The sequence below is a fragment of the Rathayibacter rubneri genome, assembly GCF_023743255.1.
GTDB lineage: Bacteria > Actinomycetota > Actinomycetes > Actinomycetales > Microbacteriaceae > Rathayibacter > Rathayibacter rubneri.
Genome location: NZ_JAMRYM010000052.1, coordinates 1 through 25813, shown reverse-complemented (window position 1 = coordinate 25813; position 25813 = coordinate 1). Strand labels below are relative to the sequence as shown.

Here is a 25813-nt window from a genome sequence, read left to right as displayed (position 1 = left end):
CGGGCAGGCCCGCGGGCGAGATCGCAGCGGTCTGCTCCTCGCTCCCCCCGCGGAACTGCGTCATGTAGAGCTCGTAGTAGGCGCCCCGACGGCGCAGCAGCTCGTCGTGCGCGCCCTGCTCGACGATCCGCGACGCCGACACGATCCTCGTGATGGAGGCGGGACGCATCGTCGAGCAGGGCGCGCACGACGAAGGCGTCGTAGGCGAGACCGCGAGCGGCGCCCTGGTGCAGGATCGCCGAGGCGATGGGGTCGGCGCCCATGGTCAGTCCGCCGACGGCGTCGACGCGCTCGATCGGCGCGATGAGGTCGAGCATGACCTGTCCGATCAGGGGAGCGACGCGGTGGTCGAGGCTGACGCGGCGCAGGTCGACGTAGTAGCTCGCCTTCTTGCCGCTCGTCAGGGTGAAGTCCCCGTGGAAGACGGCGTCGGAGCCGATGTACTCGATGAGCTGCTGGCGTGCGTCGTTCACAGGGCCACTCTACGGTGCGGTCTCGGCGCCTCCGGGCAGGCCCGCGGGCGAGATCGCAGCGGTCTGCTCCTCGCTCCCCCCGCGGAACTGCGTCATGTAGAGCTCGTAGTAGGCGCCCCGACGGCGCAGCAGCTCGTCGTGCGCGCCCTGCTCGACGATGCGTCCCGCCTCCATCACGAGGATCGTGTCGGCGTCGCGGATCGTCGAGAGGCGGTGGGCGATGACGAAGGACGTGCGGTCGGTGCGCAGCGCGGCCATGGCGTGCTGCACCAGGAGCTCGGTCCGGGTGTCGACGGAGGACGTGGCCTCGTCGAGGATCAGCAGCGAAGGATTGGCGAGGAACGCGCGGGCGATCGTGATCAGCTGGCGCTCGCCCGCCGACACGCTCCCTCCGTCGGCGTCGAGCACGGTGTCGTAGCCGTCGGGCAGCTGCTGCACGAAGCGGTCGACCATGGTGGCGCGCGCCGCGTCGGCGATCTCGTCGTCGGTCGCGTCGAGTCGGCCGTAGCGGATGTTCTCGCGGATGGTGCCCTGGAAGAGCCAGGCGTCCTGGAGCACCATGCCCACCCGCGAGCGGAGGTCGCCGCGGGCGAGGCGGGTGATGTCGACGCCGTCGAGCAGGATGCGGCCGCCGGTGAGCTCGTAGAAGCGCATCACGAGATTCACGAGCGTCGTCTTGCCCGCGCCGGTCGGGCCGACGATGGCGACGGTCTGGCCCGGCTGCGCCGAGAACGAGAGGCCCTCGATGAGCGGCTGCTCCGGGTCGTACGAGAACGAGACGTCCTGGAACTCGACGTGGCCGTCGGTGCGCTCGGGCAGCGAGTCGGTGATCGTCTCGGGGTCCTGCTCGTCGGCGTCGAGGAGCTCGAAGGTGCGCTCGGCCGAGGCGACGCCCGACTGCAGCATGTTGGCCATGCTCGCGAGCTGCGTGACGGGCTGGGTGAACTCGCGCGAGTACTGGATGAACGCGGTGGCGTCTCCGAGGGTGAGCTGGCCCGAGGCCACGCGCAGCCCGCCGACGACGGCGATGAGGACGTAGGAGAGGTACGAGACGAAGGTCATCGCGGGCATGATCATGCCCGAGACGAACTGCGCCCCGAACGAGGCGCTGTAGAGGTCGTCGTTGCGGCGGTCGAACTCCTCGAGCATCTCGCGGTCGCGGCCGAAGGCGCGCACGATCTCGAGGCCCGAGAACGACTCCTCGATGTGGCCGTTCAGCGCACCGGTGTTCTTCCACTGGGCGGCGAACAGCTTCTGCGAGCGAGCGCCGATGACCCCGGCGATGATGCCCGACAGCGGCAGGGAGATCAGCGCGATCAGCGCGAGCTGCCACGAGACGATGAACATCATCGCGGCGATGCCGATGATCGTCAGCACCGACTGGACGAGCTGCGAGAACGCCTGCTGCAGGGCGGTCTGGATGTTGTCGACGTCGTTCGTGACGCGCGACATCACGTCGCCGCGCTGACGGGTGTCGAAGTAGCGCAGCGGCAGGCGGTTCAGCTTGGCCTCGATGTCCTGGCGCAGGCCGTAGACGACGCGCATCACGAGCCCGTTGAGGAGGAAGCCCTGCGCCCACATGAGGACGGAGGCGACCACGTACATCAGCAGCACGATGATGATGAGCCGGCCGAGCACGACGAAGTCGATGCCCTGCCCGGGCACGATGTCGGTCTTGGAGAGCATGTCGGCGAAGGTGCCGTTGCCCGAGGCGCGCTGCTGCTGGATGATCTGCTCGAGCGGCACTCCGGCGGGCAGCTGCGATCCGATCACGCCGTTGAAGATCGTGTCCATCGCCTGACCGAGGATCTTCGGCGCGATGACAGTGAGGACGACCGACGCCGAGACCAGGGCGACGACCACGATCATCCGGGCCCGCTCGGGGCCGAGGAGGCTGAACAGCCGCTTGGCCGAGGGCCAGAAGTGCTGGGCCTTGCGGGCGGGCGGGCCGTCGCCGAACATGCCGCCGTCGGCCTCGCCGGGCTCGAACTCGGGGGCGAGCGACTCCGGCTCGACCGGCTGCTCCTGCGCGGTGTCGCGGACGCGTGCCATCTCAGGCCACCCCTTCGGTGCTCAGCTGCGATTCGACGATCTCGCGGTAGGTCGCGTTCGTCTCGAGGAGGTCGTCGTGGGTGCCCCGGCCGACGACCCGGCCGGCGTCGAGGACCACGATCTGGTCGGCGTGGCGGATGGTCGAGACGCGCTGGGCGACGATGATCACCGTCGCGTCGATGGTCGCCGCCGCGAGCGACTCGCGCAGCCGCGCGTCGGTCGCGACGTCGAGCGCCGAGAAGGAGTCGTCGAAGAGGTAGACGCGGGGACGGGCCACGAGCGCCCGCGCGATGCAGAGGCGCTGGCGCTGGCCGCCGGACACGTTGGTGCCGCCCTGCGAGACCGGCTCGTCGAGCCCGTGCTCCTTGCCGCGGACGAAGTCCTCGCCCTGGGCGATGCGCAGCGCCTCCCACAGCTCGGCGTCGGTGGCGTCGGGGCGGCCGAACCGGAGGTTCGAGGCGATCGTGCCCGAGAAGAGGTAGGGGCGCTGCGGGACGAGGCCGATGACCTCGGCGAGCTGGGCGCGGTCGAGCGACGAGACGGGCACGCCGTCGATCGTCACCGACCCCTCCTGCGGGTCGAACAGGCGGGGCACGAGGCCGAGCAGCGTCGTCTTGCCGGCGCCGGTGGAACCGACGATCGCGGTCGTGCGGCCGGGCTCGGCGACGAGGTCGACGCCCGAGAGCACGGGTCGCTCGGCGCCGGGGTAGCCGAAGACGACGTCGCGGAACTCGACGCGGCCGAGGGTCGGCGTGACCGCTCCGCCCTCGGGGTTCGTGAGGCTCGTGCGGGTGCCGAGCACCTCGTCGATGCGCTCGGCGCAGACGACCGCCCTGGGGATCATCATCACCATGAAGACGCCCATCATCACCGCGGTGAGGATCTGGAGCAGGTACTGGAGGAACGCCGTCAGCGATCCGATCTGCATCTGACCCGCGTCGACGCGCTGCCCGCCGAACCAGAGGACGGCGGCCGTGGCGAGGTGCAGGATCATCATGATCGCCGGGAACATCAGCACGAAGATGTTGCCGACCTTGATCGACACCTCGGTGATCGCCGCGTTCGCGCGGCGGTAGCGCTCGGACTCGAAGGGCTCCCGCACGAAGGCGCGGACGACGCGGATGCCCGTGATCTGCTCGCGCAGCACGCCGTTGATGCCGTCGATGCGGTCCTGCATGAGGCGGAACAGCGGCAGCAGGAGGAAGACGAGCACGCCGACCACGACGAACAGCACCGGCACCGAGACCCAGACCAGCCACGAGAGGCCCGCGTCCTCGCGGAGGGCGAAGACGATGCCTCCGATGCACATGATCGGGGTCGACACCATGAAGTTGAGGGTCATCAGGACCAGCATCTGGACCTGCTGCACGTCGTTCGTGCCGCGGGTGATGAGGGTGGCGGTGCCGAAACGGCCGACCTCGAGCCCGCTCAGCGAGTCGACGCGGCGGTAGACGTCGCGGCGCAGGTCGCGGCCGACGGCCATGGCGGTGCGGGCGCCGAAGTACACGCCCCCGATCGCGGTGACGACCTGCACGAGGCAGACGACGAGCATGGTCATCCCCGTGGCCCAGATGAAGTCGGTGTCGCCGGTGCCGATGCCCTGGTCGATGATCTCGGCGTTGAGGCTCGGCAGGTAGAGCGCCGCGAGGGTCGAGATCAGCTGCAGCACGACGACCGCGACGATCCACCGGGAGTAGGGCTTCGCGTAGGACGACGCGAGTCGGAGCAGGATCACGGGGTTCCTCGAGACGGCTGGAGCGGGCGGGAGCGGGGACGGCCGCGGGGACGGCTCGAGCGGATCGACGGGATCCGCCGGAACGGCGGCGGGTCGGGAGGCGGACGAGGACGCGGGCCGCGAGCGGCGGCGCGGGGACGGCGCGGGGCGCCGATCGGGACGGCGCAAGACAACCATCGACCACCGACACCGGATCCGCAATCCGCCGGACGGATGACCGGAGCCCGAGGGACGGCCGCCGTCCGCACCGGGCTGTCGGCGGCGGCTCCTACACTTCGAGGATGCGCATCGCCACGTGGAACGTGAACTCCATCCGGGCCCGCACGGGCCGCGTCGTCGACTGGCTGGTCCGCGAGGACGTCGACGTCCTCGCCATGCAGGAGCTCAAGTGCAAGCCCGAGCAGTTCCCGCACGAGGCCTTCGCCGAGGCCGGGTACCACGTCGAGATGGTCGGGATCAGCCAGTGGAACGGCGTCGGCATCGCCTCGCGCCTGCCGATGGAGGACGTGCGGATCGGCTTCCCCGGCATGCCCGGCTTCGCCAAGGCCCCCGCCGAGGACGGCACCCTCCCCCTCGAGGCCCGGGCGATCGGCGCCACTGTCGACGGCGTGCGCGTCTGGAGCCTCTACGTGCCCAACGGCCGCGCGGTCGGCGACCCGCACTACTTCTACAAGCTCGAGTGGTTCGCCGCGCTCGAGGCGAGCACCCGCGAGTGGCTCGCCGCGGAGCCCGACCTGCCGCTGGCGCTGATGGGCGACTGGAACGTCGCTCCGCTCGACAGCGACGTCGGCGACCCGACACTGGGCCCCGGATCCACGCACGTCTCGCCGCCGGAGCGCGAGGCCTTCGCCGCCTTCGAGGCCGCCGGGCTGCACGACGTCGTGCGCCCGCTCGTCCCCGACGGCTACACCTACTGGGACTACAAGCAGCTGCGCTTCCCGCGCAACGAGGGGCTGCGGATCGACTTCGTACTCGGCTCGCACGCGTTCGGCGAGCTCGTCACGGGCGCCTCGATCCACCGCGACGAGCGCAAGGGCGACGCCCCGAGCGATCACGTCCCCGTGGTGGTCGACCTCGATCTCGAGACGACCCTCGACGACGACCGCCCGATGATCTTCTGACCGTGGCGTCCTCGAAGAAGAAGCGGGCGCGGGCGGCCGCGAGCGGCTCCTCCTCCCCCCGTCCGACCGCTCCTCGCAGCCCGGCCCCGCGGCCGACCCCGCGCCCGGGTCCGGCCGGTCGCGCGCACGACGAGCTGCGGACGGACGCCTACCGCTCCGTCCGGGAGGTCGTGGCGGCCGGACGGCCGCTCCGCCGCCGCTGGGACCTCGTGCTCTCGGTCCTCGGCTGCCTCGCGCTCGGACTGGTGGCGATCGTGCTGGGCTACCTCGCCGCCGTGCTCTCGGTGTTCCCCGCGCAGTGCGAGGGGCAGAACATCGCCTGCGACTACGACCGCATCGACTGGGGCGTCTCGCTCGCCCTCCTGGGGCCGCCGATCCTGACGCTGATCGCCGTGGCCGTGACGGTCGTGCGCTACCTCGTCGGGCGCCGGGCCTGGTGGATCCCGCTCGTCGGCCTCGCCCTCTGCTTCGGCGCGGCGCTGCTCGCCTCGTGGCTGGTCACCAGCTCGATCCCCGGATCGGCGCTGGTCTGACGCGAGGGCGGCCTCGAGGCGAGGCGCTGGGACGCGGGGCCGTCGGGGTGCGGTCGATCTCCGCACCATGCTGATCGAGTAGGCCGCGCAGCGGGCGTATCGAGCTCGATCTCCGCGAGAAGTCCCCGATCAGAAGCCTGATGGGTCGGCGGTGCTGGTCTCTGAGGAGAAGTCACCCTGCGGGTGCGGCTGCACTCTGCTGATCGAGTAGCCCGCGCAGCGGGCGTCTCGAGATCCACCAACGCCACAAAGCCTGGTCAGAGCGAGAATCCACTGGCGGGTCTCGATACGCCCCTGCGGGGCTACTCGACCAGCACGCCGGCGAGCGGGGGCTTCACCGCTCGATACGCCCCGACCGGGAGTGCGGCGGTACGCCCTCGTCGAGCGACCGGTCAGCCGGCGCAGCTCGGGTCGTCCTGGAGCGTCACCTCGGTCGTGTTGATCATCGGGGTGACGCGGACGACCTGCTCGCCGTACTCCTCAGCCTCAGCGGCCGTGAACGTGACCGTGGCGGTGTCGGACTCGCCGGGGGACAGCTGCACCGCGATCTTCGAGACCGGTCGGCCGAGGTCGTCCGTCGTCTGCACCACGGTGCCGAGCCCGGAGGCCCAGGTCGCGCCGGTCACGCTCGTGCCGGGAGGGCCGTAGACGTAGACGTTGGTCACGAAGTCGCCGAGCGGGAATCTGTTGCCGCCGTTGGCCGCGACGTAGGGCGGCAGCGTGCGCGCGACCTTCTCGGTGATCGTGTTGGTCAGCGTGACCTGCGTGGTGAAGGTCGCTCCGGAGGCGGCGCAGCGGTTCGCACTCGCCTGCGTCACCGCCGTGTCGAGGTAGTAGTCCATCTTCGAGCCGATCGACGCGTCCTGGAAGAAGACGCCCGTCGTGGTCTTGTCGGTGTTGACGGTGGGCAGGATGCCCGCGATGGGCGTCGGAGCGAGGAGGGCCTGCTCGTCGGGGTCGGTGCTGTAGGCGAGGACGCGGCTCTCGCCGACCGCCTTGACGATCGCCGGCAGCATGCGCGTCGGCTCCATCTCGCCGCCGAGGATCTTCTCGAGGATCGTCGCGCTCGCCTCCGAGAAGAACTCGTCGGTCTGCTCGCCCACGGTCTCGGCCGGGTAGCGGAAGTAGATCTTGTTCAGGAGCGTCGAGACGGTGTTCTCGCTCGTCAGCTCGGTGCCGTCGGTGAGCACCACCGGGCCGGTCGAGTCGAGCAGGTACGAGAGCGCGACCGGGTCGATCGCCAGCACTCCGTCGATCTTCTGGTCGGGGAACTTCTGCGCCCAGAACTGCGTCGCGATGGACGCAGCGGTCGGGAAGTCGGGACGGCTCGTCGAGACGTTGAAGGTCGTGGCGAGGTTGCCGCCGAAGGTGTCGAGCGCGCTCTGGTCGACGTCCACCGACTCCAGCCCGCGGAAGTCCTGGCTGGACTGCTGCTCCGTGATCGAGATCGCACCGCCGTCGGCCTGCAGCAGCATGACCGAGGAGGCGCCGCCTCCGAGAGCCTGCGCCTCGGCGAGGTTCTGGAACAGGACGAGGTAGTCGCGGGGCCCGTTCGCGCCGAGCGCGTCGGGCAGGATCGCCGTGATCGGCTGCACCTGGTCCATCGCCTTCGTGGCGGTCTCGAGCTGCGGAGCGAAGGCGTCGAGGGCCGAGGCGACCTGCGGCACGAGCGCCCCGCGGTCGATCGCCTCGACGCGCGCCTGCGACTCGTCGACGACCTGCTTCGCGACGTCGATCTTGGCCGACAGGTCGGTGATCGCGGCGATGTCGACGCGGCCGTCGACCGGCTTCAGCACGTCGAGCGAGGTGCCCGAGAGCGGAGTGACGATCTTGCCCGACACGTCGTCGGCGATCTCGGTCGCGGCGCGGACGGCGGAGAGGTTGGGGCCGAGGACCGGCACGATCTCCATCACGCGCCACACGCCGTCGTCGGTCTCGTCGCGCGCCTCGCCGGTGAGGGTCGCGATCTGGCCCGCCGTCGCCTCGGCTCCCGCGGTGTCGAATCCGGTGAGCTGGTCGGCGACCTGCGAGACGAGCGGGATCGCGGAGGTGAGCTTCGCGCGGACCGTCATCGCCTTGTCGTACGTCTGCACGGCCAGGAGCACCGCGACGATCGCGCCGATCACGAGGACGAGCAGGATGCTCAGCGTGATCCAGAGGCCGCGGCGACGGCGGCGGGGCTGTCCGGAGGCGCGGCGAGAGGAGGTCGTCGTGGTGCTCATTCGAGAGAGCCTAGGCGACGGCCACCGCGACGGGTCGGGCCGGGCGTGTTCGCGTCAACCCAGGAGGAGGGACACGGCGATGAGCACGGGTACGGCCGCGACCGTGCTCACCAGGGCCGTGTCCCTCGCCACGGCGACCCCGCGGTCGTAGCGGGACGCGAAGTTGAAGATGTTCTGCGCGGTGGGGAGCGCGGCGGTCACGGTGACCGCGAAGAGGTGCTCGGCGTCGAGCTGGAAGGCGAAGCGGCCCAGGCTCCACGCCACCGCCGGCATCACGAGCGACTTCAGTGTCGAGGCGACCACGACCTCGATCCGCGCGGGGCCCGCCTCCAGCGGCCGCTGCCCGCGCAGCGACATGCCGAACGCCATCAGCACGAGCGGGATCGACGCGTTGCCGATGATCGAGAACGGCTCGAGCGCCGGGGCCGGCACGTCCACTCCGGTGACCGCGACGAGCAGGCCGAGACCGGACGCGATGATCACGGGGTTCCGCAGCGGCTGGGTCAGGATCGCGCCGACCGACGTGCGCCCGCTCGTCGAGATGTCGAGCACGGTGAGGATCGTCGGCGCGAGCAGGAGCAGCTGCAGCAGCAGGGTCGGTGCGACCCACTGCGGGTCGCCGAGGACGTAGATGGCCACGGGCAGGCCGATGTTGTTCGCGTTGACGTAGGAGGAGGACGCCGTACCGATCACGGTCTCGGGCAGCGGGCGGCGGAAGAAGAGGCGCGACGCGAGCACGTAGACCGCGGCCACGAGCAGCACCGTGCAGAGCGACACCAGGAGGAAGGAGGAGAAGAGCACCGTGACATCGGCCCTCGACAGCACCGTGAAGAGCAGGGCGGGGGTCGTCACGAAGAAGGCGAGGCGCGACAGGATCGCACGGCCCTCGGGAGGCACCAGGCCGAAGCGGGCGATCAGGTAGCCGACGGCGATGATCACGCCGATGATCGCGAATCCGGTGAGCACTCCCTCCACGGCGTCCTCCGTCCCTCGGGCGAGCGGGCGGCTCGCAGGCGTCCCTCCAGCCTAGGGTCCGGCGCCGTTGCACCCCGAGGGGGCCGGGCCTACGGTGGCCGCATGCCGCATCTCGACGTCCCCGGCGCGAGCCTCCACTGGGAGGCGGACGGCCACGCCTCCTCCCCCGCGCTGCTGCTGGTGCACGCCGGCATCGCCGACCTGAGGATGTGGGACCCGATCGTCCCGGCGCTGGCCGAGGACCATCTCGTCGTGCGCCTGGACTCCCGCGGCTTCGGCGGCACGACGACGGCCGATGTCGACTTCGACGAGCGCGCCGACCTCCTCGCGGTGCTCGAGCACCTGGGCGTGGAGCGCGCCGCCGTCCTCGGCTGCTCGCGGGGCGGATCCGCCGCCCTCGACCTCGCGATCGCCCATCCCGACCGGGTGAGCGCGCTCGTCGCGATCTGCCCGGGCGTCGGCGGCTTCCCGTATCCGGAGCTGACCGCGCGCGAGGACGCCCTCTTCGACGAGATCGACGCCCTGCTGACAGGCGGCGACCACGAGCTGGTCGCCCGGCGGGAAGCGGAGCTCTGGGCCTTCGGGCCGGAGCGCTCCGCGGACTCGCTCGACCCCTCCTTCGTCGCGACGGTGCGGGAGCTCGCCCGCGGCCGCGCCGGCCACGAGCACGAGAAGCCCCGGCCGATCCCGCTCGAGCCTCCCGCCTACGACCGGGTCGTCGATCTGGCGCTGCCGGCGCTGATCGTGGTGGGCGCGCACGACCTCTCGGAGTCGTTCCCCGTGCACGAGTACCTCGCCGAGACGATCCCCGGCGCCGATTCCTGCGTCTTCGACGAGGCGGCGCACCTGCCCAGCGTCGAGCGGCCGGAGGAGTTCCTCGCGGTCCTGCGGCCCTGGCTCGCCGCCCACGGGGTGTGAAAGTCACCGGTTCTTGACGTAGTGGAGCAGGTGCGCCTCCCGGGCCGCCAGGGCGGCCCCAGCGGTACCGACGAGGCCGCCAAGGAGCACGCACGCGGGAGTGCGGAGCCCCTGCACGAGGGTCGGCCCCTCGTCGATCGTGGGCCCCGTCGCGCAGAAGACCGCGGACACGGCAGCCGCGACGGCCGCCACGGGCAGGAGCCAGGCGATCGCCTCGAGCATCAGCACCGCCAGCAGCTCGACGCGGCGCACTCCCGAGTGCAGCGCTGAGGCGAGTTCGAGGCGTCGCAGTCCGGCCACGGCCGCGCCCGCGGCGAGTGCGAGCAGGCCCGCCAGGGGAGGCGCGAGGAGGGTGATGCGCCCGGCGTAGCGGGTACCGCCGTCGAACACGTCCCCCCGCGAGGAGTTGAGCGGAGCGAGCACGGGAGACGGATCCCGCGGCCCGCCTCCCGCTGACTGCACGGTGGTCAGCAGAAGCGCGCGGATCCGCTCGCTCTGCGGCCAGACGTCGACCCAGCACTCGTCGAAGGGAGCGCCGGGCGGGGAGACCGCCAGCGCGGCGAAGCCGAAGCCGGTGCGGCGGCCGTCGTCGGGCCAGGAGTAGCTCCCCCGGACGTGGGCCACGCCCCCCTCGGTCAGGGCGACCTCGCCCCGATCGAGGCCCAGGGCGAGGACCGCCCCGTCCGAGAGGACGAGACCGGCGCTGGGCCGTGTGCTCGCCCGCACGACCTCGGGGAAGCCGCCGGTCACCTCGAGCAGGGGGAGAGGCGACCGCGGGAGGACCGCGGCGACCAGCTCATGGGGCGCCGCCCGCACGGCTCCTGCGGCACGGACCGACGGCAGCGCCCCGAGCGCGCTGCACGCCGCGCCGTCGATCCTCCCTGCGGCGACGACCGTCTGCACGGAGGCACCCGAGTCTCGGTAGGAGCGGGCCTCCTCGACGAGCGAGCGGGTCAGCGTCAGATCGGCGATCTGCACGGGCAGAACGACAGCCGAGAGGACCACGGCTGTCAGGAGCGCCCGGGAGGTGCCGGAGACCACTCCGCGGAACGCCTCGCGGAGGATCGCCGACGCCCTCATGCGGTGGCCGACGACAGATCGACCGATCGGCTGCAGGAGTCGCGCGTGCCGGGGTCGTGCGTCGCCACCACGATGATGCAGTCGGCCGTGGACGCCGCGGTGATCGCCCGGTCGACGGTCCTGGCGGTCTGCTGATCGAGCTGAGCCGTCGGCTCGTCGATGAGCAGCAGCGAGGGCCGTGCGGCGAGAGCGCGGGCCAGCATGAGCCGCTGAGCTTCTCCTCCGGAGAGCTCTCCGAACGGCCGGTCGGCGACTCCGTCCAGTTCGAAGCGGCGCAGCAGGTCGACGGCCCGCGCGTCGGCCTCGGCGGTGCGCAGGCCGTCGGCGAGCAGCGGGAGGGCGACGTGGTCGCGTGCCGAGCGACGGGCGACGCCGTGCGGGGACTGGAGCACCCAGCCGATGCGGCCCGCCTCCGCTCGCTCGACGCTCCCCTCCGCCGGCGCCTGCGATCCCGCGAGGATCGAGAGGAACGTGCTCTTGCCGGAGCCGGACGGCCCGACGAGGGCGCACACCTCGCCGACCCGGAAGGAGGTGGTCACATGGCGGAAGAGCCACGGGCCGGCACCGAAGCGGTGGCCGAGATCGTGCACCCTCACGCGCAGTCCAGGTCGGCGGGAGGGTCGGCGGCGACCAGTGCCGGCTCGCTCCCACTCGGGAACTCGACGGACGACCGACCGAGCTCCGAGTCGACCACGTGCACGCGCACCGGCCCGCCGTCCGTGAGGACGCAGGCGGTCCCGCCGTCCGCGCCGGCGAGGGCGGACGGAGGCACGATTCCGACCCGCACGGGTGCCGCGAGGACGTACTGGCCCGGGACGGTGCTCCCGCCCTCGGTCGCGAGCGCGGTGCGTGCCGACGGGGTCGAGGCGAAGGCGTGGAGCTCCTGCTCGGAGTCGATGCGACCCTCGGGGGTCGGCACCAGCACGGCGTCGTCGACGACGAGTCGGCGCTCGCCGTCGAGCATTCCGCTCGGCACGGCGACGATCGAGGCGGAGGCGACGGATCCGGCGACGACGGCGATCGGGACGGCCCCGTCGACTCGACCGCCGAGGGAGACCTCGCAGCTCGCTGCCACGACGGATGGCCCGGGGAGCCAGAGCAGCCGTGCGAGGGGAACGGTCGACAACTGCTCGGCACGCCCCGAAGCCTTCTCGAGGCGGCGCTCGATCGCCTGGATCGACCCTGCGCCGAGGGTGCCATCGGCGACGAGCGGAGCCCCGAGCCGGACGAGCTCCCGCTGCAGCGCTCGGACGTCGTCCCCGGAGTCGCCGATCGCGAGATCGCGCCAGAGCGGAGTCGATGTCGCGAGCGCCAGGAGCGGGGCGCCGTCGATCGAGAGCGGGGACCCGCCCGACTCGAGAGCCGCCCCCGACCGGCACGAGTACGCGGTGACGACACCTGAGGCGCGCGCCACGACCGAGATGTCGGGCGCCCGGGTGAAGGTCAGCTCAACGGGCCGAGGATCGGCGAAGTCCTGATAGGAGACGGGGACGGTCAGGGGGTCGTCCGCCGAACGGAGGCTCGCGGGCACGGTCGGGGCGAGCAGGAGGAGCGCTGTCGTCGCACCGGCGGCCAGGAGCGCGAACGCGAGGAGGGCTGCGATGCCGGCGCGGGTCGCGGCCTGCGCCGCTGTCACCGCGGCCCGCCCGACCGGGTCGCCCGGCGCCTCCGCTCAGCCACCGAGCACGCCCAGCGGGTCCGCGACGCACTCCTCGTACGCCTCCGCGCCGTCCGCGGGCACGGAGGCGGGGAGGGAGGATGCGGCGTTCTCGCGCGTCCAGTCGTCGGCCGTGTAGGCGGAGTCGACGAGACCCGCGCGCACCATGCAGTCGACCATCAGCACCGCCTGGTCCTCGTTGTCGGGGTTGCGCGAGATCCAACTGTGCAGCGCGCCGAGGCTCGCCTCGCCCGTCTCCTCGCTGCAGCGGGTCGCGGCGTCCCGCGACGACTCCGCGTCGGCCGCCCCACCCGCCGGTGCCGCCGTGTAGGACCCGTCCGCCGCGAAGCCCTCGAACACGAGTCCGGCCGCCTCGAGGCACGCGCGGAAGCGCTCGGTCATCTCGGCGTACTCCTGGTCCGAGACGTCTCCGTCGCTGAGTGCTCCGCGCTCGAAGTCCGACTTCGCCTCGGCCGAGAAGGCCCGGAACTCGGCCGCCCACGGCCCGGTGAACTCGGCGTCACCGGCAGTGGGGGCCGCAGCAGGAGGCGCAGACGAGCACCCCGAGAGGAGGACCGAGACGAGCAGCATCGTCGCGGCGAAGTTCCGGGCGGGCGGACGACGACTGCGTCCGTGGTCTGCGTCGTCGCGCATGCTCAGACGTTGTAATACCAGTGGTTGGTGCTGGTGCTGTAGTTCGACGCCTTCTCCGGCGCCTTCGCCCACAGCCCCTTCACCACCCAGCCGGACGACGACAGCACGCCTCTCGAGGTGATGGTGCTCGCCTTGTGGGTCTTGGAGGCGTGGAAGTACTCGGAGTAGAGGTAGGGGGTGCTCGAGTACTCGCGGATGCCGTACTTCCAGGTACCGCCGTCCGGGTACGTCGTCGTCGCGCTCGCCGTCGTCGCCGCCGTCGCCGCTACGACGACCGCGACCGCCAGCGCCGCCAGGAAGCGGCTCGTCCTCACCGTGATGTCCATCGTGCACTCCTTCATCGCCGTGCGCACTCGTGGGTCGAGAGCGCGGAGAGCGGACCGTCGAGGCCCGGAGATCCCATACGGAGATGGTACGGCGCGAGGAGGGTGGACGCGAAGGTGGCGCGGGGCGCCGTCGCAAGACGCCGGTCGCATGCAGGCGGCCCGCCACCGAACCGCCGCACGACCCGCGGTTCCGGGCGCGGGCATCCGCCCCTAGGCGACCGCCGCCAGGTCGAACGCCCAGTCGGCCCAGAGGCTCGGCGGCTCGCCCTTCTCGACGATGTCCACGCGGTCGAAGCCGACCTCGACGCAGATCGCGTTGTCCTCCGCGTCGTCCGTGCGCACGAAGGCGTGCACGAAGCGGGGCAGCGGGAACGCCGCGGCCTCGTCGAGCAGCAGGCGCACCGAACGCGCGGCCACGCCGCGTCCCCTCGCCGCGGGGGCGAGGCTCCAGGCCGCCTCGTACGCGACGATGCCGCGCGAGTGGCCGTACCAATAGCCGATGGAGCCGACGCAGGCGCCGTCGAGCTCGATCGCGTAGAAGAAGGCGGTGCCCTCGGCCCAACCGCGCAGGTAGCGGTCGTGCAGGGTTCCGTCCTCGTCGTGCCCGCGACCCGCGTCGGACTCCGCGCGGGTGACGCGGAGTGCGGCGGTGTCCGCCTGCGGCCAGGGCAGCAGGCGGAGGGTCGAGGGGTGCTGATCGATGCTGACTGTGCTGTGGTCGCTTCCGGGTTCGGGTCCCGTCACGCGCTCCGATCCTCTCTCTCAGGATGGCTCGTCGGTCGTGCCCCTCCGCCAGGTGTTCGGAGTGGCCGCTCGATCGGATGGGCCGCACTCGGGATGCGGCCGCGATGTCCGCACCATCCTGACCCCCTGACCGGGGTCACGGTGGGTCGTGGAGGAATCTAGCCCCGGACGGGGGGTCCAACCTGCGAAAGCCCTGGTGGAGTGCTGATCAGACCCGTGGAGGAGTCACCGGAATCCGGCGGCGACGACCTCCGGAGCCGCTCCTGAGCGCCGCCGCCGACCCGAGCGGCGCAGACGTGCGCGCCGAGCGCCGACGTCGCCGCTCCGCTCCGCCCTCACGCAAGAAAAGCGCGCGCACGCCGCCCTACGCTCGGAGTCGGGTCGCATCCGACCCGTTCCACCGAGGATTCGAAGCGTGAGGAGGATCACCATGTCGCAGTTCGTGCAGAGCACAGTCGTCGGAGAGCCGGAGGTCCTCGAGGACCGCGTCGAGTCCTCCTCCGCCTGGCTCGACCTCAAGGCCGCGGTCGGCGACCTGCAGCCGCTCCAGGCGACCGACGGCTCCCTCGCCGACCCGGCGACGCTGCCGGAGGCGCGCGCCGCGCTCGAGCGGATCGTCACCGCCGTCCGCACCCTGGCCCCCCGCTTCCCGCACGACGCCGCTTATCTCGACGCGCTCGTCGTCGACCTGGAGCGGTGGAGCGCCGACGGGCTCGGCGTCCCCGACTTCCTCGACTCGCTGCAGGCCTTCCAGCCGCAGCTCGACCGGATCGACGGGCTGCGCCACCTGGTCGTCTTCCCGATGCTCACGCAGAACGGCAGCCGCGACCGGCACGTCGAGGCCGTGCTGGTCGAGGTGGTCTGGCCGCGCTTCGTCGCCGAGCTCGAGGCGGGCGAGTACTCGAACGCGCTCTTCGTGCCGGTCCGCTTCGTCGACTTCACCGCCGGCTACGACACCGACAGCGCGGTGCTCTTCCCCGAGACCGTGGCGATGCGCGCGATCCCGACCTTCACCTGGGGAGCGATCTTCGCCGATCGCGAGGCCGCCCGCTTCCGCCGCGTCGTGAGCAGCGCCGCCGAGGTCACGCGCCTCGACCTGCCCGAGGACGCGCGCCGGCTGATCGCCGACCAGCACCTCGCGGAGGAGGCCTTCGTGATGTGGGACCTCATCCACGACCGCACCCACATGCGCGGCGACCTCCCGTTCGACCCCTTCATGATCAAGCAGCGCATGCCCTTCTTCCTCTACTCGCTCGAGGAGCTGCGCTGCGACCTGACGGCGTTCCGCGAATCCGTCGCGATCGAGCGCCGGCTCGCCGCAGCCGAGCACCGCGACGCGGACGAGGAGCGCCTGGCCGAGAGGGCGCGGTCGGTGCAGTACGCGATCCTGTTCGACCGCCTCTTCCGCTTCCCGCTCACCGGCTCGCGCGTGCGCAACTACGACGGTCTCGGCGGGCAGCTGCTCTTCGCCTGGCTGCACCGGCACGGGGTGCTGCACTGGACGGACACGCGCCTCGCCTTCGAGTGGGACGGTGTCGCCGACGTGGTCGTCGCGCTCTCGGACGCGATCGACGACCTGTACTGGCGCTCGATCGACCGCCCCAAGACCGCGCACTGGCTGGCCGCGCACGCTCTGATCGCGTCGGTGCTCACTCCGCACCCGGCGTCGGCCTGGGCGCGCGGGCTGCCCGACGAGGTGCTGCTCGGGCCGCCCCGCGGTCTGACCGACGCGGTGCTGGACGACGAGTTCCCGCTGTCGATGTTCTACGAGGCCCTCGAGAAGAAGATGCGCGACGTGATCGGGTCGACGAAGGGCATCACGGGGCGCGACTGAGCGGTCGGCGTCGGCGGGTGACAGTGCGCCCGCCGCCGCCGCGGCCCGGTCGCGTACCGTGGACGTCATGTCCCGAGGTGCCGACGCCGTCGCCGCCGCCGATCCCTTCGACGCCGGCTGGACGAGGCGACCGCCCACGCGGTCGCAGTACATCCGCGACGCCGTCGCCGCCGGGATCCTCCTGCTCGCGACCGTGATCTCGGTGCTGCTGTACACCTCGGCCGGCTTCCCCGACGCGGCGCACCCCGTCGTCAGCGCCCACTGGGCCGTCGCGCTGACGCTGCCGCTGGCGCTGCGGCGGAGGTACCCGGCCACCGTCGCGATCGTCCTCGCGGTGGTCTACACGCTCGGTCTCGTGCTCCAGGTGCCGGAGTCGCTCTTCAACCAGATCTGCCTGTTCCTCGCGATCTACACGGTCGGCGCCTGGAGCCGGGACCGCCGGGCCGCCCTCGCGGTGCGCCTGGTGATCGCGATCGCCATGCTCGGGTGGCTGGTGACCTCGCTGATCACGGGCGAGTGGCTCGACCGGGCGCTGCCCGCCACCGAGTCCGTCGGACCGCTCTCGCCCTACGTCGCCGAATCGGCGCTGGTCCTGCTGGTCAACCTGCTCTACTTCGGCAGCGCCTTCGTCTTCGGCGAGGCCTCGTGGCAGTCGGCGCGCCGGCTCGAGGCGCTCGAGGCGCGCACGGCCGAGCTCGACGACGAGCGCGAGCGCTCCTCGCGCCAGGCGGTCACCTCGGAGCGCCTGCGCATCGCCCGCGAGCTGCACGACGTCGTCGCGCACCACGTCAGCGTCATGGGGGTGCAGGCGGGAGCAGCACGCCGCGTCCTCGCCCGCGACCCCGAGAAGGCCGCGCGCTCGCTCAGCGCCATCGAGGGCGACGCCCGCTCGGCGATCGACGAGCTGCACCGGATCCTGGTCGCGCTCCGCGCCGAGGAGTCGTCCGCGGCCGGCCCCCTCGACACGGTCCCGACCGACTCCGCCTCCACCCGCGGCGTCGCGCAGCTCGAGGAGCTCGTCGACGCCTCCGCCGGCTCGGGACTGCCGACGGCGTTCCGCACTCTCGGCTTCCCGCGCGAGATCCCCGCGACGGTCGGCCTCAGCCTCTACCGCATCGCGCAGGAGTCGCTCACGAACGTCCGCAAGCACGCGGGCGCGGGCGCGCGGGCCGAGCTGCGCCTGCGCTACCTGCCCGACGCGGTCGAGCTCGAGGTCGCCGACGACGGCGGAACCGGTCCGCATCCGACCGCGCCCGCCTCCTGCGGCCTGGGGCAGACCGGCATGCGCGAGCGTGCGGCCGCCGTGGGCGGGCGGATAGAGATGGGCCGGCGCGGAGAGGGCTACCTCGTGCACGTGCACGTCCCGCTGGCGCCGGTCGTCGGCCCGCAGCCGCTCCTGGACCCGGTAGCGTCGACCGGGGCGTCGCGGGGGCGCCACGACGCAGCGAGCGGGGGCCGCGCATGACCGACGACATCCGCGTCCTCCTGGTGGACGACCAGGAGCTGGTGCGCGCGGGGTTCCGCATCATCCTGGAGTCCGAGCCGGGCATCGTCATCGTGGGCGAGGCCCGCACCGGCTCCGAGGCGATCGCGCGGGCGACCGAGCTGTGCCCCGATGTGATTTGCATGGACGTGCAGATGCCGGGCATGGACGGGCTCGCCGCGACCCGCGAGATCGTGAAGGACCCGCGACTGTGCTCGAGCGTCCTGATCCTGACGACCTTCGACCGCGACGACTACCTCTTCGACGCGCTGTCGGCCGGGGCGAGCGGCTTCCTGCTCAAGAACGCCTCGCCGGAGGACCTGGTCGACGCGGTGCAGGTCGTGGCCCGCGGCGACGCGATGCTCGCTCCGGACGTCACCCGCCGCGTGATCGAGCGCTTCGCCGCGGATCCCGCCCGCAGCCCCCGGGAGCACCCGGGCGTCGCCGAGCTCACCGATCGCGAGCGCGAGGTGCTGGTGTACCTCGCGCGGGGCTGGTCGAACGCCGAGATCGCCACGCAGCTGTTCGTGGGCGAGGCGACGGTGAAGACCCACGTGTCGAAGATCCTGATGAAGCTGCGGGTGCGCGACCGGATCCAGGCGGTCGTGTTCGCCTACGAGCACGGGATCGCGGTGCCCGGGCGGTCCTGACCGCGTCGGTGCCGCAGGACGTGCGCTGAGGCCGGGTGCTGTCGACCGGCAGCGAGCGGACCCCCTCGTCGGCGGAGGTCGCGCAGCGAGCCGCGTCAGCGGCGGGCGAGCGGAGCCGAACCGCGCGGAGGCGTGCGGCGCACGAACTCCATGCGGATGTCGGGGACGATCTTCCGATCGAGCACCACGGTCATGTAGCGGCCGTCGACGCGGGCGCCGATCGCGACCACGTCGGGATCGGTGTCGACGCGGTAGCCGCGCAGGGCCTCTCCGTCGACCACGACCGGCACACCGCGAACGACGTCCTCGTCGCGCAGCGCCGCGGCGACCACGGGCATGCCGCCCCGACGGCTGCGGACGCGGCCGGGGAACGTGTTGCGGAGCACATCGCCCATGTGCGCGGCCAGCCGCGACTCCAGGGGCCGGCTGCGCTCGGCGGGGATCGGCACGGAGGTGCGCACGGCCTCCCACAGCACGGGGTACCGCATCCGAGTGACCTGGTCGACCATCCACGGCGGAAGGTGGTCGTTCTCGGCCCGGTCGATCGCCCGCTTCTGCTCCGGAGTGAGCGGGACGTGGTTCACAGGATCGGCGCGATTGCGCGGATTCTTGAAGAACGAGTACGACAGCGAGATCTCGACGAACCGCCCGAGCGCCATGGTCTGAGCCGCCGCGAACTCCTCGAGTCGGGGCTGCGGGGCGAACGCGAGGACCGGGTCGCCGAAGCGCGCCGCGATCTCGTCCACCCCGGGAGGGGCCGGCATATCGCGGACCGCCCCCGATGTGTCCATGCGCATAGGACAAGAGTGGCCGTTCGCTCAGCCGATACCAACTTCTTGACGGAGATCGGCTCGTCGCTCCCGGGCTGTTCACATGCCGGAAACATGAGCGCCCGCTGAACGCGCACCCGGAGGGACCCTCCGGCGACGGGCTGCGAGGATGAAGGCATGAGCTCTCTGCACGATCCGACGGTCCGCGGCTTCGCCTCCGACAACTACTCCGGGGTCCACGAGGAGGTGCTCGCCGCGATCACCGCGGCCAACGGCGCGCACCAGGTCGCGTACGGCGAGGACGTCTACACCGAGCGCCTGCAGCACGCGTTCCGGCGCGAGTTCGGCGAGCAGGCGCAGGCGTTCCCGGTCTTCAACGGCACCGGCGCGAACGTCACCGGGCTGCAGTCGATGCTGCCGCGCTGGGGCGCCGTCATCTCAGCGGGCACCGCGCACATCAACTCCGACGAGGGCGGAGCGCCCGAGAAGGTCGGCGGGATCAAGATCCTCACGGTGACCTCGCCCGACGGCAAGCTGACTCCGGCGCTCGTCGACGAGCAGGCCTGGGGCTACGGCGACGAGCACCGCTCGCAGCCGCTGGTCGTCTCGATCACCCAGTCGACCGAGCTGGGCACGGTCTACACGCCCGAGGAGGTGCGCGCGCTCGCCGACCACGCGCACGCGCACGGCATGCGGCTGCACCTCGACGGCGCGCGGATCGCGAACGCGGCGGCGGCGCTCGGAGTGCCGCTGCGCGCCTTCACGACCGATGCCGGCGTCGACGTGCTCTCGTTCGGCGGCACGAAGAACGGCATGCTGCTGGGCGAGGCGATCGTGGTCCTCGATCCCGAGGCGTCGAGCGGACTGCACTACCTGCGTAAGACCAACATGCAGCTGTCGTCGAAGATGCGCTTCCTCTCGGCGCAGCTGCTCGCCATGCTCGGCGAGGACGGCGAGACGGAGCCGCTGTGGCTGCGCTCGGCGCGGAGCGCGAACGCCATGGCGGAGCGGCTGCGCTCCCGGCTCGAGGAGGCGGTGGCGGCGGGCCGCATCGCGGGCCTGGCGTTCACGCAGCCGACGCAGGCGAACGCGGTCTTCGCGACGCTGCCGCCCGGAGTGGCCGACCGCCTGCGCGAGGTGTCGCGCTTCTACGACTGGAACCCGGCGACGGGCGAGGTGCGCTGGGTCTGCTCGTTCGACACCACCGAGGACGACATCGACGTGTTCACGGCGGCGATCGAGCGCGAGCTCTCGGCGTGAGGGCGCGGCTCGTCGCGCTCGGGCTGATCGCGGGCGTCGCTCTCGCGGGGTGCTCGGGGGCGCCGGCGCCGGAGGGGAGCCCTTCCGTCTCGGCCTCCGCCTCCGCGGCGCCCGTCTCCGAGCTCGATTGCGACGCGCTGCTGCCGGTCTCGAGGGCTTCGGAGGCGCTGCGGCTCCCCGCCGACCGGCTCGAGGGCAGCCGGGACGGCGCCGTGCAGAGCTCGTCCGAGCTGATCCGCGCGGCCGCCGAGGAGAACGGCGGCCTGCTGACCTGCTCCTGGTTCGAGACGGACGGGCCCGCGTCGGTCGTCGCCTCGGCCGCCGGGGACGCGGCCGACGCGTTCGCCGCCCTCCCCGCCGGTCCCGCACTGGCCGCGGGCGACGCCGCCTCCGGATCGTGCGTCGACGGGAGCTGCACCGCCCAGATCCTCATCGGCACGACCTGGGTCTCGCTCGCGCTGACCGCTGCTCCGACGGCACTGGATCTCGCCGCGCTCGCCTCCGCGACGGCCGACTCCGCCTCCGGTCGGCTCGACGAGGTCGCTCCGGGCACCGGGCCGGCCTGCGCCGACCTGCTGACGGCCGAGCAGCTGACGTCGCTCGCGGGGCTCGCGCAGCCGACTCCGGGAGCCGGCACCGAGGGGGCGCCGATCACGACCGCCGGAGCCGCGGCGGCCGCCCGCGCCGGCTACACCTCGTGCACCTGGACCGACGCGGCCAGCGCCGCCTACTCCGGGATCAGCGTCGACGCGCTCCCCTCGGGGGAGGAGGGCTGGCGCAACCTCTCGCTCACCACCGGTCTCGCGATCCCGCTCTCACCCGTGGACGGCCTCGGCGAGCGCGCGATCTCGGGCTGCTCGACCGGCACCTGCGAGGTCGACGTGCTCGCGGACGACGTGTGGTGGCGAGTGCTCGTGACCGGCGACTCGGCACGGGCGGACTCCGTGGCCCGGGCGGTCCTGGAGTGACGTCCGCCGCGAGAAGCCGCTCCGGCACGCCCCGACCTGCGTGGCGCGGACCGGACCGGCGTCTCGCGCCGGGTTCGCCGCGGGCGGGTCAGGGGCGGCGCCAGTACTCGTACCAGGAGGACCGCTCGCAGCCCAGCGCCGCGTAGAGGCGGCGGGCACCGGAGTTGGACTCGAGGACCTGGATCCAGAGGCGCTCGATCCCGCGGCCTCTCGCCTGGTCGAGCAGGGAGCGGAGGACGGCGGAGGCGTGCCCCCGGCGGCGCGCATCGGGGCGCGTGGCGACTCCGAACAGGCCGCACCACTCCTCACCGTCGAGCGCGGTCGCGAACGCGAGCCTGCCGCAGGCGGCGGGGCCGTCCTCGTCGCGGAGGAGGGCGTAGGAGGAGTCGCAGCCCGCGAGGATCCGCCGCGCGACCTCGACCTCGGCGTCGCCTCCCCGGCCGTCGACGGACCACCAGAGCCGCATCCAGTCGTCGGACGGGTGCGCGTCGATCTCGGTGCGCCCCCCGCTCAGGGCGGCGAGCGCCTCCCGGACCGTGCCCGTGAGGACGAGCGTGCGATCGTGCGGGGCGTAGCCGCGGGCGCTCAGGCGGTCGGCGAGGTCGGCGGGGAGGGTCGCGGGGCCGAGCTGCAGGAGCGGCGGGATGCGGTGCTCGCGGGCGAACGCCTCGGCGGCGTCGATCGCGCGCTCGGGATCGACGACGGGTCCGGAGGTGAGGACCGAGTTCGCGCGCTTCGTGACTCCTGAGGCGGCGCGCAGACGCCAGCCGTCGAGCGCGCGGCTCTCGAGCGGCGGCCAGGCGTCGGCGGCGAGGTGGTCGAGGAGGCGGGGGTCCATGCGGTCGACGCTAGCGGGAGGGGCGGAGTCGCCTCCTGTCGCGGGAACCGCCTGCGGGTCGCGGGGACCGCCTCCGGTACGCGGACACGCCTCCGGCTCGCGGAAACACCTCCGGCTCGCGGGAACCGGTGATCCGGACGAGCCGGACCGGTTCCTGCGAGCCGGAGGTGCGGTGCAGGTGCGGGCACCTACATGTTGATCATGTGCCCCTTGAGGCCGTGGAAGCCCTCCTGGAGCGCCTCCGACAGCGTCGGGTGGGTGTGCACGTTGCGGGCGAGCTCGGTCGCGGTGAGGTCCCACTTCTGCGCGAGCGTGAGCTCGGGGAGCAGCTCGGAGACGTCCGGGCCGATCATGTGCGCGCCGAGGAGCTCGCCGTACTGCTTGCTCGCGATGAGCTTCACGAAGCCGGTCGGCTCGCCGAGGCCGTGCGCCTTGCCGTTCGCCATGAACGGGAAGGTCGAGACGGTGATCTCGTGGCCCTCGTCGGTCGCCTGCTTCTCGGTGAGGCCGAAGGAGGCGATCTGCGGCTGGCAGAACGTCGCGCGCGGCATCATGCGGTAGTCGCCCAGGGTCTGGGTCTCGGCACCGGCGAGGGTCTCGGCGGCGACGACGCCCTGCGCCTCGGCCACGTGCGCGAGCTGCAGCTTCGCGGTCACGTCGCCGATGGCGTAGATGTGCGGCACGTTGGTGCGCATGTGGTCGTCGATCGCGATCGCTCCGCGCTCGGTCAGCTCGACGCCCGTGTTCTCGAGGCCGAAGCCCTCGACGCGGGGGACCCAGCCGATCGACATCATGACCTTGTCGACCTCGAGGGTCGACTGGGTGCCGTCCTTCGCGGTGTAGGTCACGGTGACGTAGCCGTCCTTGTCGACGACCGACTCGACCTTGGTCGAGGTCAGGATCTCGACGCCGAGCTTCTTGTACTGCTTCTGGATCTCCTTGGAGACGTCCGGGTCCTCGTTGGGGAGGGCGCGGTCCATGAACTCGATGATCGTGACGTCGACGCCGTAGTTCTTGAGGACGTACGCGAACTCCATGCCGATCGCGCCGGCACCCACGATGGCCATCGTGTCGGGCAGGTCGCGCGTCATGATCTGCGTCTCGTAGGTGACGACGTTCTCGGAGAGCTCGACGCCGGGCAGGAGGCGGACGTAGGCGCCGGTCGCGATGATCGCGTCGTCGAACGTCAGCGACTCCGAGCCGCCCTTGGTGAGCTGCACGTCGAGGCCCTTCGGGCCGGTGAAGGCGCCGGTGCCGTCGAACTCGGTGATCTTGTTCTTCTTCATCAGGAAGTGGACGCCCTTGGTGCGTCCGTCCGCGACGGTGCGGCTGCGGTCGAACGCCGCGCCGAAGTCGAAGGAGACGTCGCCCGAGATGCCGAACTGCTTGGCCTGCGAGTGGAAGATGTGGGCGAGCTCCGCGTTGCGCAGGAGCGCCTTGGACGGGATGCAGCCCACATTGAGGCAGACGCCGCCCCAGTACTGCTTCTCGACGATCGCGACCGACTTGCCGAGCTGCGCCGCTCGGATCGCAGCCACGTACCCGCCGGGACCCGCCCCCAGGACGACGACGTCGAAGTGCTGGGCCATGGATGATCCTCCATCAGAGTCGTGAACGTTGCGCGCGGGGAACCACGCCGTCTACGAGCGTACCGTTCCGAGGCCGCCCGGCCCGGGGGTCCTCCGAGGGCGAACGGACCTGGTAGGCCTTACCCGGACCCCGCCCGCGGGAATGCCTGCTCGCCGCGCGGGGTTGTACGAGCGGGCAACGGAGCCCTCCCCTGATCCGCACCCTCCCGGAAAGAAGCTCCACGATGTCCCTCGCCACCGCGTCCCGCACCGCCACCACCAGCGCGCCGATCCTCGACGTGCTCGCCGAGCGCTGGAGCCCGCGCTCGTTCGACACGACGGCCGAGATCTCGGACGGGACCCTCGCCTCGCTGCTCGAGGCCGCGCGCTGGTCCCCCTCCGCCAACAACTCGCAGCCCTGGCGCTTCATCGTGGCCCGCCGCGGCACTCCGGAGTTCGACCGCGTCGCGAAGAACCTCGTCGGCTTCAACGCGGCCTGGGCCGGCTCGGCCGCGGCACTCGTCGTCGCCCTCGCCGAGACCGTCGACGCCGACGGCAAGCCCCGCCCCTGGGCCGTCTACGACCTGGGCCAGGCCGTCGCGCACCTCAGCGTCCAGGCGCACCACGACGGACTGCACGTGCACCAGATGGCCGGCTTCGAGAAGGACGGTCTCCGCGAGGAGTTCGCGATAGACGAGCGCTTCGACCCCGTGACCGTCGCCGCGATCGGCGTCGTCGGCGACCCGGAGTCCCTCGCGAACGACGTGCTCCGCGAGCGCGAGGTCGCCCCGCGCACCCGCCTGCCCCTCGAGGAGCTCGTGCTCGTCAGCGCGTAGTCGTCGCACTGCTCGGCCCGGTCCGCGGTTCTCCGCGGGCCGGGCCTTTTCGCGTCCGGGGACGGATCGCGGACTTCGGCGGCTCTGAGGGCGGGCGCCGCGGGACGGTCTGCGGCTGCGGGAGGAGGAGCGGGCGGCGTGCGCGGCCGACGCCGGGCGTCACTCCGATCGATCGCACTGTTACTCCGCGTGTCATCACGGAATCGGATGAATCGCCGCCGTCCGTACGATCGGGACGGTCCGCCCGTTCGCCCCGCCGCCCCGGAGCCCCATGTCCGACACGCCCTCCCGCACGAGCCTGGCCTTCGACGCCGATCTCGGTCAGTCGGCGTTCCCGGTGCGCTTCGACGGGGTCGGCCGCACGTTCTCGCCCGGAGCACCGGTGCTCGAGGGGGTCGACCTCGAGGTCGCCGCCGGGGAGGTCATCGCGATCCTCGGGCCCAGTGGATGCGGCAAGTCGACGCTCCTGCGCATCGCGGCCGGCCTGGACACCGCGTCGGCCGGTTCGGTGCTGATCGACGGGCGCCCCGTCTCGGGCATCGACACCCGCTGCGCGGTCGCGTTCCAGGAGCCGCGGCTGCTGCCGTGGCGCACGATCGCCGCCAACGTGGCGCTCGGCCTGCCGCGCGGCACCGCGCGCGCCGCCGCGCGGCACGCCGTCGACGAGCTGCTCTCGCTCGTCGGGCTGACCGCGCACGCCTACTCGCGACCCCGCGAGGTGTCGGGAGGGATGGCGCAGCGCGCCTCGCTCGCCCGCGCGCTGGCACGGAATCCCGGCGTCCTGCTGCTCGACGAGCCGTTCGGCGCACTGGACGCCCTCACCCGCATCCGGATGCAGGACCTCCTCCTGGACGTGCACGCCGCCGCACCCGCGACGATCCTGCTGGTCACCCACGACGTCGACGAGGCGCTGCAGCTGGCCGACCGGATCGTGCTGCTCGGCCGCGACGAGCCGGGAGGCGTCTCGCGCATCCAGCAGGTCATGACGGTCCCCGGCGCGCGCCCGCGGGACCGCGGGTCGGCCGAGCTGGCGGAGCGCCGTGCCGAGCTGCTCGCCGGCCTCGGCATCGACCGGCACTGAGTCCTCCCCAGGCTCGGATCCCCCCGCTCCTCCCC

Annotated in this window: 24 protein-coding genes; 10 read left to right on the top strand and 14 right to left on the bottom strand. The window is 72.3% G+C overall.

Annotated elements, in window-relative coordinates:
• The 3 genes from NB037_RS19910 to NB037_RS12205 all read right to left on the bottom strand — a co-directional run.
• A partial coding sequence (locus NB037_RS19910) for a type I phosphoribosyltransferase (RefSeq protein WP_504972113.1) occupies positions 1 to 473 on the bottom strand: 473 nt, incomplete at its 3' end.
• A gap of 9 nt (positions 474 to 482) precedes the next feature.
• Positions 483 to 2525: an ABC transporter ATP-binding protein gene (locus NB037_RS12210; protein ID WP_279308852.1), complete on the bottom strand. Its 2043-nt coding sequence runs from the start codon at positions 2523 to 2525 to the stop codon at positions 483 to 485.
• Position 2526: 1 nt separating this feature from the next.
• Positions 2527 to 4260: an ABC transporter ATP-binding protein gene (locus NB037_RS12205; protein WP_251946131.1), complete on the bottom strand. Its 1734-nt coding sequence runs from the start codon at positions 4258 to 4260 to the stop codon at positions 2527 to 2529.
• Positions 4261 to 4541: 281 nt separating this feature from the next.
• Here NB037_RS12205 and NB037_RS12200 point away from each other — a divergent pair, with 281 nt between their 5' ends.
• Positions 4542 to 5381, top strand: a complete 840-nt coding sequence (locus NB037_RS12200; protein WP_251946130.1) for an exodeoxyribonuclease III — start codon at positions 4542 to 4544, stop codon at positions 5379 to 5381.
• A 2-nt stretch (positions 5382 to 5383) separates the two neighbouring features.
• Positions 5384 to 5914: a hypothetical protein gene (locus NB037_RS12195; protein ID WP_251946128.1), complete on the top strand. Its 531-nt coding sequence runs from the start codon at positions 5384 to 5386 to the stop codon at positions 5912 to 5914.
• 392 nt (positions 5915 to 6306) lie between these two features.
• Here the strand turns inward: NB037_RS12195 and NB037_RS12190 are convergent, their stop codons facing one another.
• Both NB037_RS12190 and NB037_RS12185 read right to left on the bottom strand, forming a co-directional pair.
• Positions 6307 to 8136, bottom strand: a complete 1830-nt coding sequence (locus tag NB037_RS12190; RefSeq protein WP_251946127.1) for a DUF4012 domain-containing protein — start codon at positions 8134 to 8136, stop codon at positions 6307 to 6309.
• 54 nt (positions 8137 to 8190) lie between these two features.
• Complete coding sequence (locus NB037_RS12185; RefSeq protein WP_251946125.1) at positions 8191 to 9111, bottom strand: AEC family transporter; 921 nt, start codon at positions 9109 to 9111, stop codon at positions 8191 to 8193.
• Positions 9112 to 9213: 102 nt separating this feature from the next.
• On the opposite strand from NB037_RS12185, the gene NB037_RS12180 reads away from it, so the two are divergent.
• Positions 9214 to 10029: an alpha/beta fold hydrolase gene (locus NB037_RS12180; RefSeq protein WP_251946123.1), complete on the top strand. Its 816-nt coding sequence runs from the start codon at positions 9214 to 9216 to the stop codon at positions 10027 to 10029.
• Positions 10030 to 10032: 3 nt separating this feature from the next.
• On the opposite strand, the gene NB037_RS12175 is transcribed toward NB037_RS12180, so the two are convergent.
• The 6 genes from NB037_RS12175 to NB037_RS12150 all read right to left on the bottom strand — a co-directional run bounded on the left by NB037_RS12175 (position 10033) and on the right by NB037_RS12150 (position 14490).
• Entirely contained in the window at positions 10033 to 11109 is a 1077-nt protein-coding gene (locus NB037_RS12175) for a hypothetical protein (protein WP_251946121.1), read from the bottom strand.
• Positions 11106 to 11705, bottom strand: a complete 600-nt coding sequence (locus tag NB037_RS12170) for an ABC transporter ATP-binding protein (protein WP_251946119.1) — start codon at positions 11703 to 11705, stop codon at positions 11106 to 11108. The genes NB037_RS12175 and NB037_RS12170 overlap by 4 nt, the downstream gene beginning before the upstream one ends.
• Positions 11702 to 12745, bottom strand: coding sequence for a peptidoglycan-binding domain-containing protein (locus tag NB037_RS12165; protein WP_251946117.1), 1044 nt, complete (start codon positions 12743 to 12745; stop codon positions 11702 to 11704). Before NB037_RS12165 ends, NB037_RS12170 begins: the two co-directional genes overlap by 4 nt.
• Before the next feature lie 36 nt (positions 12746 to 12781).
• Positions 12782 to 13420, bottom strand: coding sequence for a hypothetical protein (locus NB037_RS12160; protein ID WP_251946115.1), 639 nt, complete (start codon positions 13418 to 13420; stop codon positions 12782 to 12784).
• A 2-nt stretch (positions 13421 to 13422) separates the two neighbouring features.
• Positions 13423 to 13746: a lactococcin 972 family bacteriocin gene (locus tag NB037_RS12155; RefSeq protein WP_251946113.1), complete on the bottom strand. Its 324-nt coding sequence runs from the start codon at positions 13744 to 13746 to the stop codon at positions 13423 to 13425.
• A 210-nt stretch (positions 13747 to 13956) separates the two neighbouring features.
• Positions 13957 to 14490, bottom strand: a complete 534-nt coding sequence (locus tag NB037_RS12150) for a GNAT family N-acetyltransferase (RefSeq protein ID WP_251946111.1) — start codon at positions 14488 to 14490, stop codon at positions 13957 to 13959.
• Positions 14491 to 14920: 430 nt separating this feature from the next.
• Between NB037_RS12150 and NB037_RS12145 the strand changes: the two genes are divergently transcribed.
• From NB037_RS12145 to NB037_RS12135, 3 genes are all read left to right on the top strand, one after another.
• The gene (locus tag NB037_RS12145) at positions 14921 to 16324 is read left to right on the top strand and encodes a DUF6421 family protein (RefSeq protein WP_251946132.1); all 1404 of its coding nucleotides are present in this window, start codon (positions 14921 to 14923) and stop codon (positions 16322 to 16324) included.
• A 67-nt stretch (positions 16325 to 16391) separates the two neighbouring features.
• The gene (locus tag NB037_RS12140) at positions 16392 to 17789 is read left to right on the top strand and encodes a sensor histidine kinase (RefSeq protein WP_251946109.1); all 1398 of its coding nucleotides are present in this window, start codon (positions 16392 to 16394) and stop codon (positions 17787 to 17789) included.
• Positions 17786 to 18457 carry a response regulator gene (locus tag NB037_RS12135; protein WP_251946108.1) on the top strand — a complete coding sequence of 224 codons (672 nt, stop codon included), beginning with the start codon at positions 17786 to 17788 and terminating at the stop codon, positions 18455 to 18457. The genes NB037_RS12140 and NB037_RS12135 overlap by 4 nt, the downstream gene beginning before the upstream one ends.
• Positions 18458 to 18552: 95 nt before the next feature.
• Here the strand turns inward: NB037_RS12135 and NB037_RS12130 are convergent, their stop codons facing one another.
• A complete protein-coding gene (locus NB037_RS12130; protein WP_251946106.1) occupies positions 18553 to 19203 on the bottom strand; it encodes a hypothetical protein in 651 nt (216 codons plus the stop codon).
• Positions 19204 to 19404: 201 nt separating this feature from the next.
• Here NB037_RS12130 and NB037_RS12125 point away from each other — a divergent pair, with 201 nt between their 5' ends.
• Complete coding sequence (locus NB037_RS12125) at positions 19405 to 20487, top strand: threonine aldolase family protein (protein WP_251946104.1); 1083 nt, start codon at positions 19405 to 19407, stop codon at positions 20485 to 20487.
• A complete protein-coding gene (locus NB037_RS12120) occupies positions 20484 to 21455 on the top strand; it encodes a hypothetical protein (RefSeq protein WP_251946102.1) in 972 nt (323 codons plus the stop codon). The genes NB037_RS12125 and NB037_RS12120 overlap by 4 nt, the downstream gene beginning before the upstream one ends.
• Before the next feature lie 88 nt (positions 21456 to 21543).
• Here the strand turns inward: NB037_RS12120 and NB037_RS12115 are convergent, their stop codons facing one another.
• Together NB037_RS12115 and lpdA are read right to left on the bottom strand one after the other, a co-directional pair.
• Positions 21544 to 22293, bottom strand: a complete 750-nt coding sequence (locus NB037_RS12115) for a GNAT family N-acetyltransferase (RefSeq protein WP_251946100.1) — start codon at positions 22291 to 22293, stop codon at positions 21544 to 21546.
• A 188-nt stretch (positions 22294 to 22481) separates the two neighbouring features.
• Positions 22482 to 23882: a dihydrolipoyl dehydrogenase gene (lpdA, locus tag NB037_RS12110; protein ID WP_251946098.1), complete on the bottom strand. Its 1401-nt coding sequence runs from the start codon at positions 23880 to 23882 to the stop codon at positions 22482 to 22484.
• Between the two features lie 224 nt (positions 23883 to 24106).
• On the opposite strand from lpdA, the gene NB037_RS12105 reads away from it, so the two are divergent.
• Positions 24107 to 24697, top strand: coding sequence for a nitroreductase family protein (locus NB037_RS12105; protein WP_251946096.1), 591 nt, complete (start codon positions 24107 to 24109; stop codon positions 24695 to 24697).
• A gap of 271 nt (positions 24698 to 24968) precedes the next feature.
• A complete protein-coding gene (locus tag NB037_RS12100; RefSeq protein ID WP_251946094.1) occupies positions 24969 to 25778 on the top strand; it encodes an ABC transporter ATP-binding protein in 810 nt (269 codons plus the stop codon).
• The last annotated feature ends 35 nt before the right edge of the window (positions 25779 to 25813 follow it).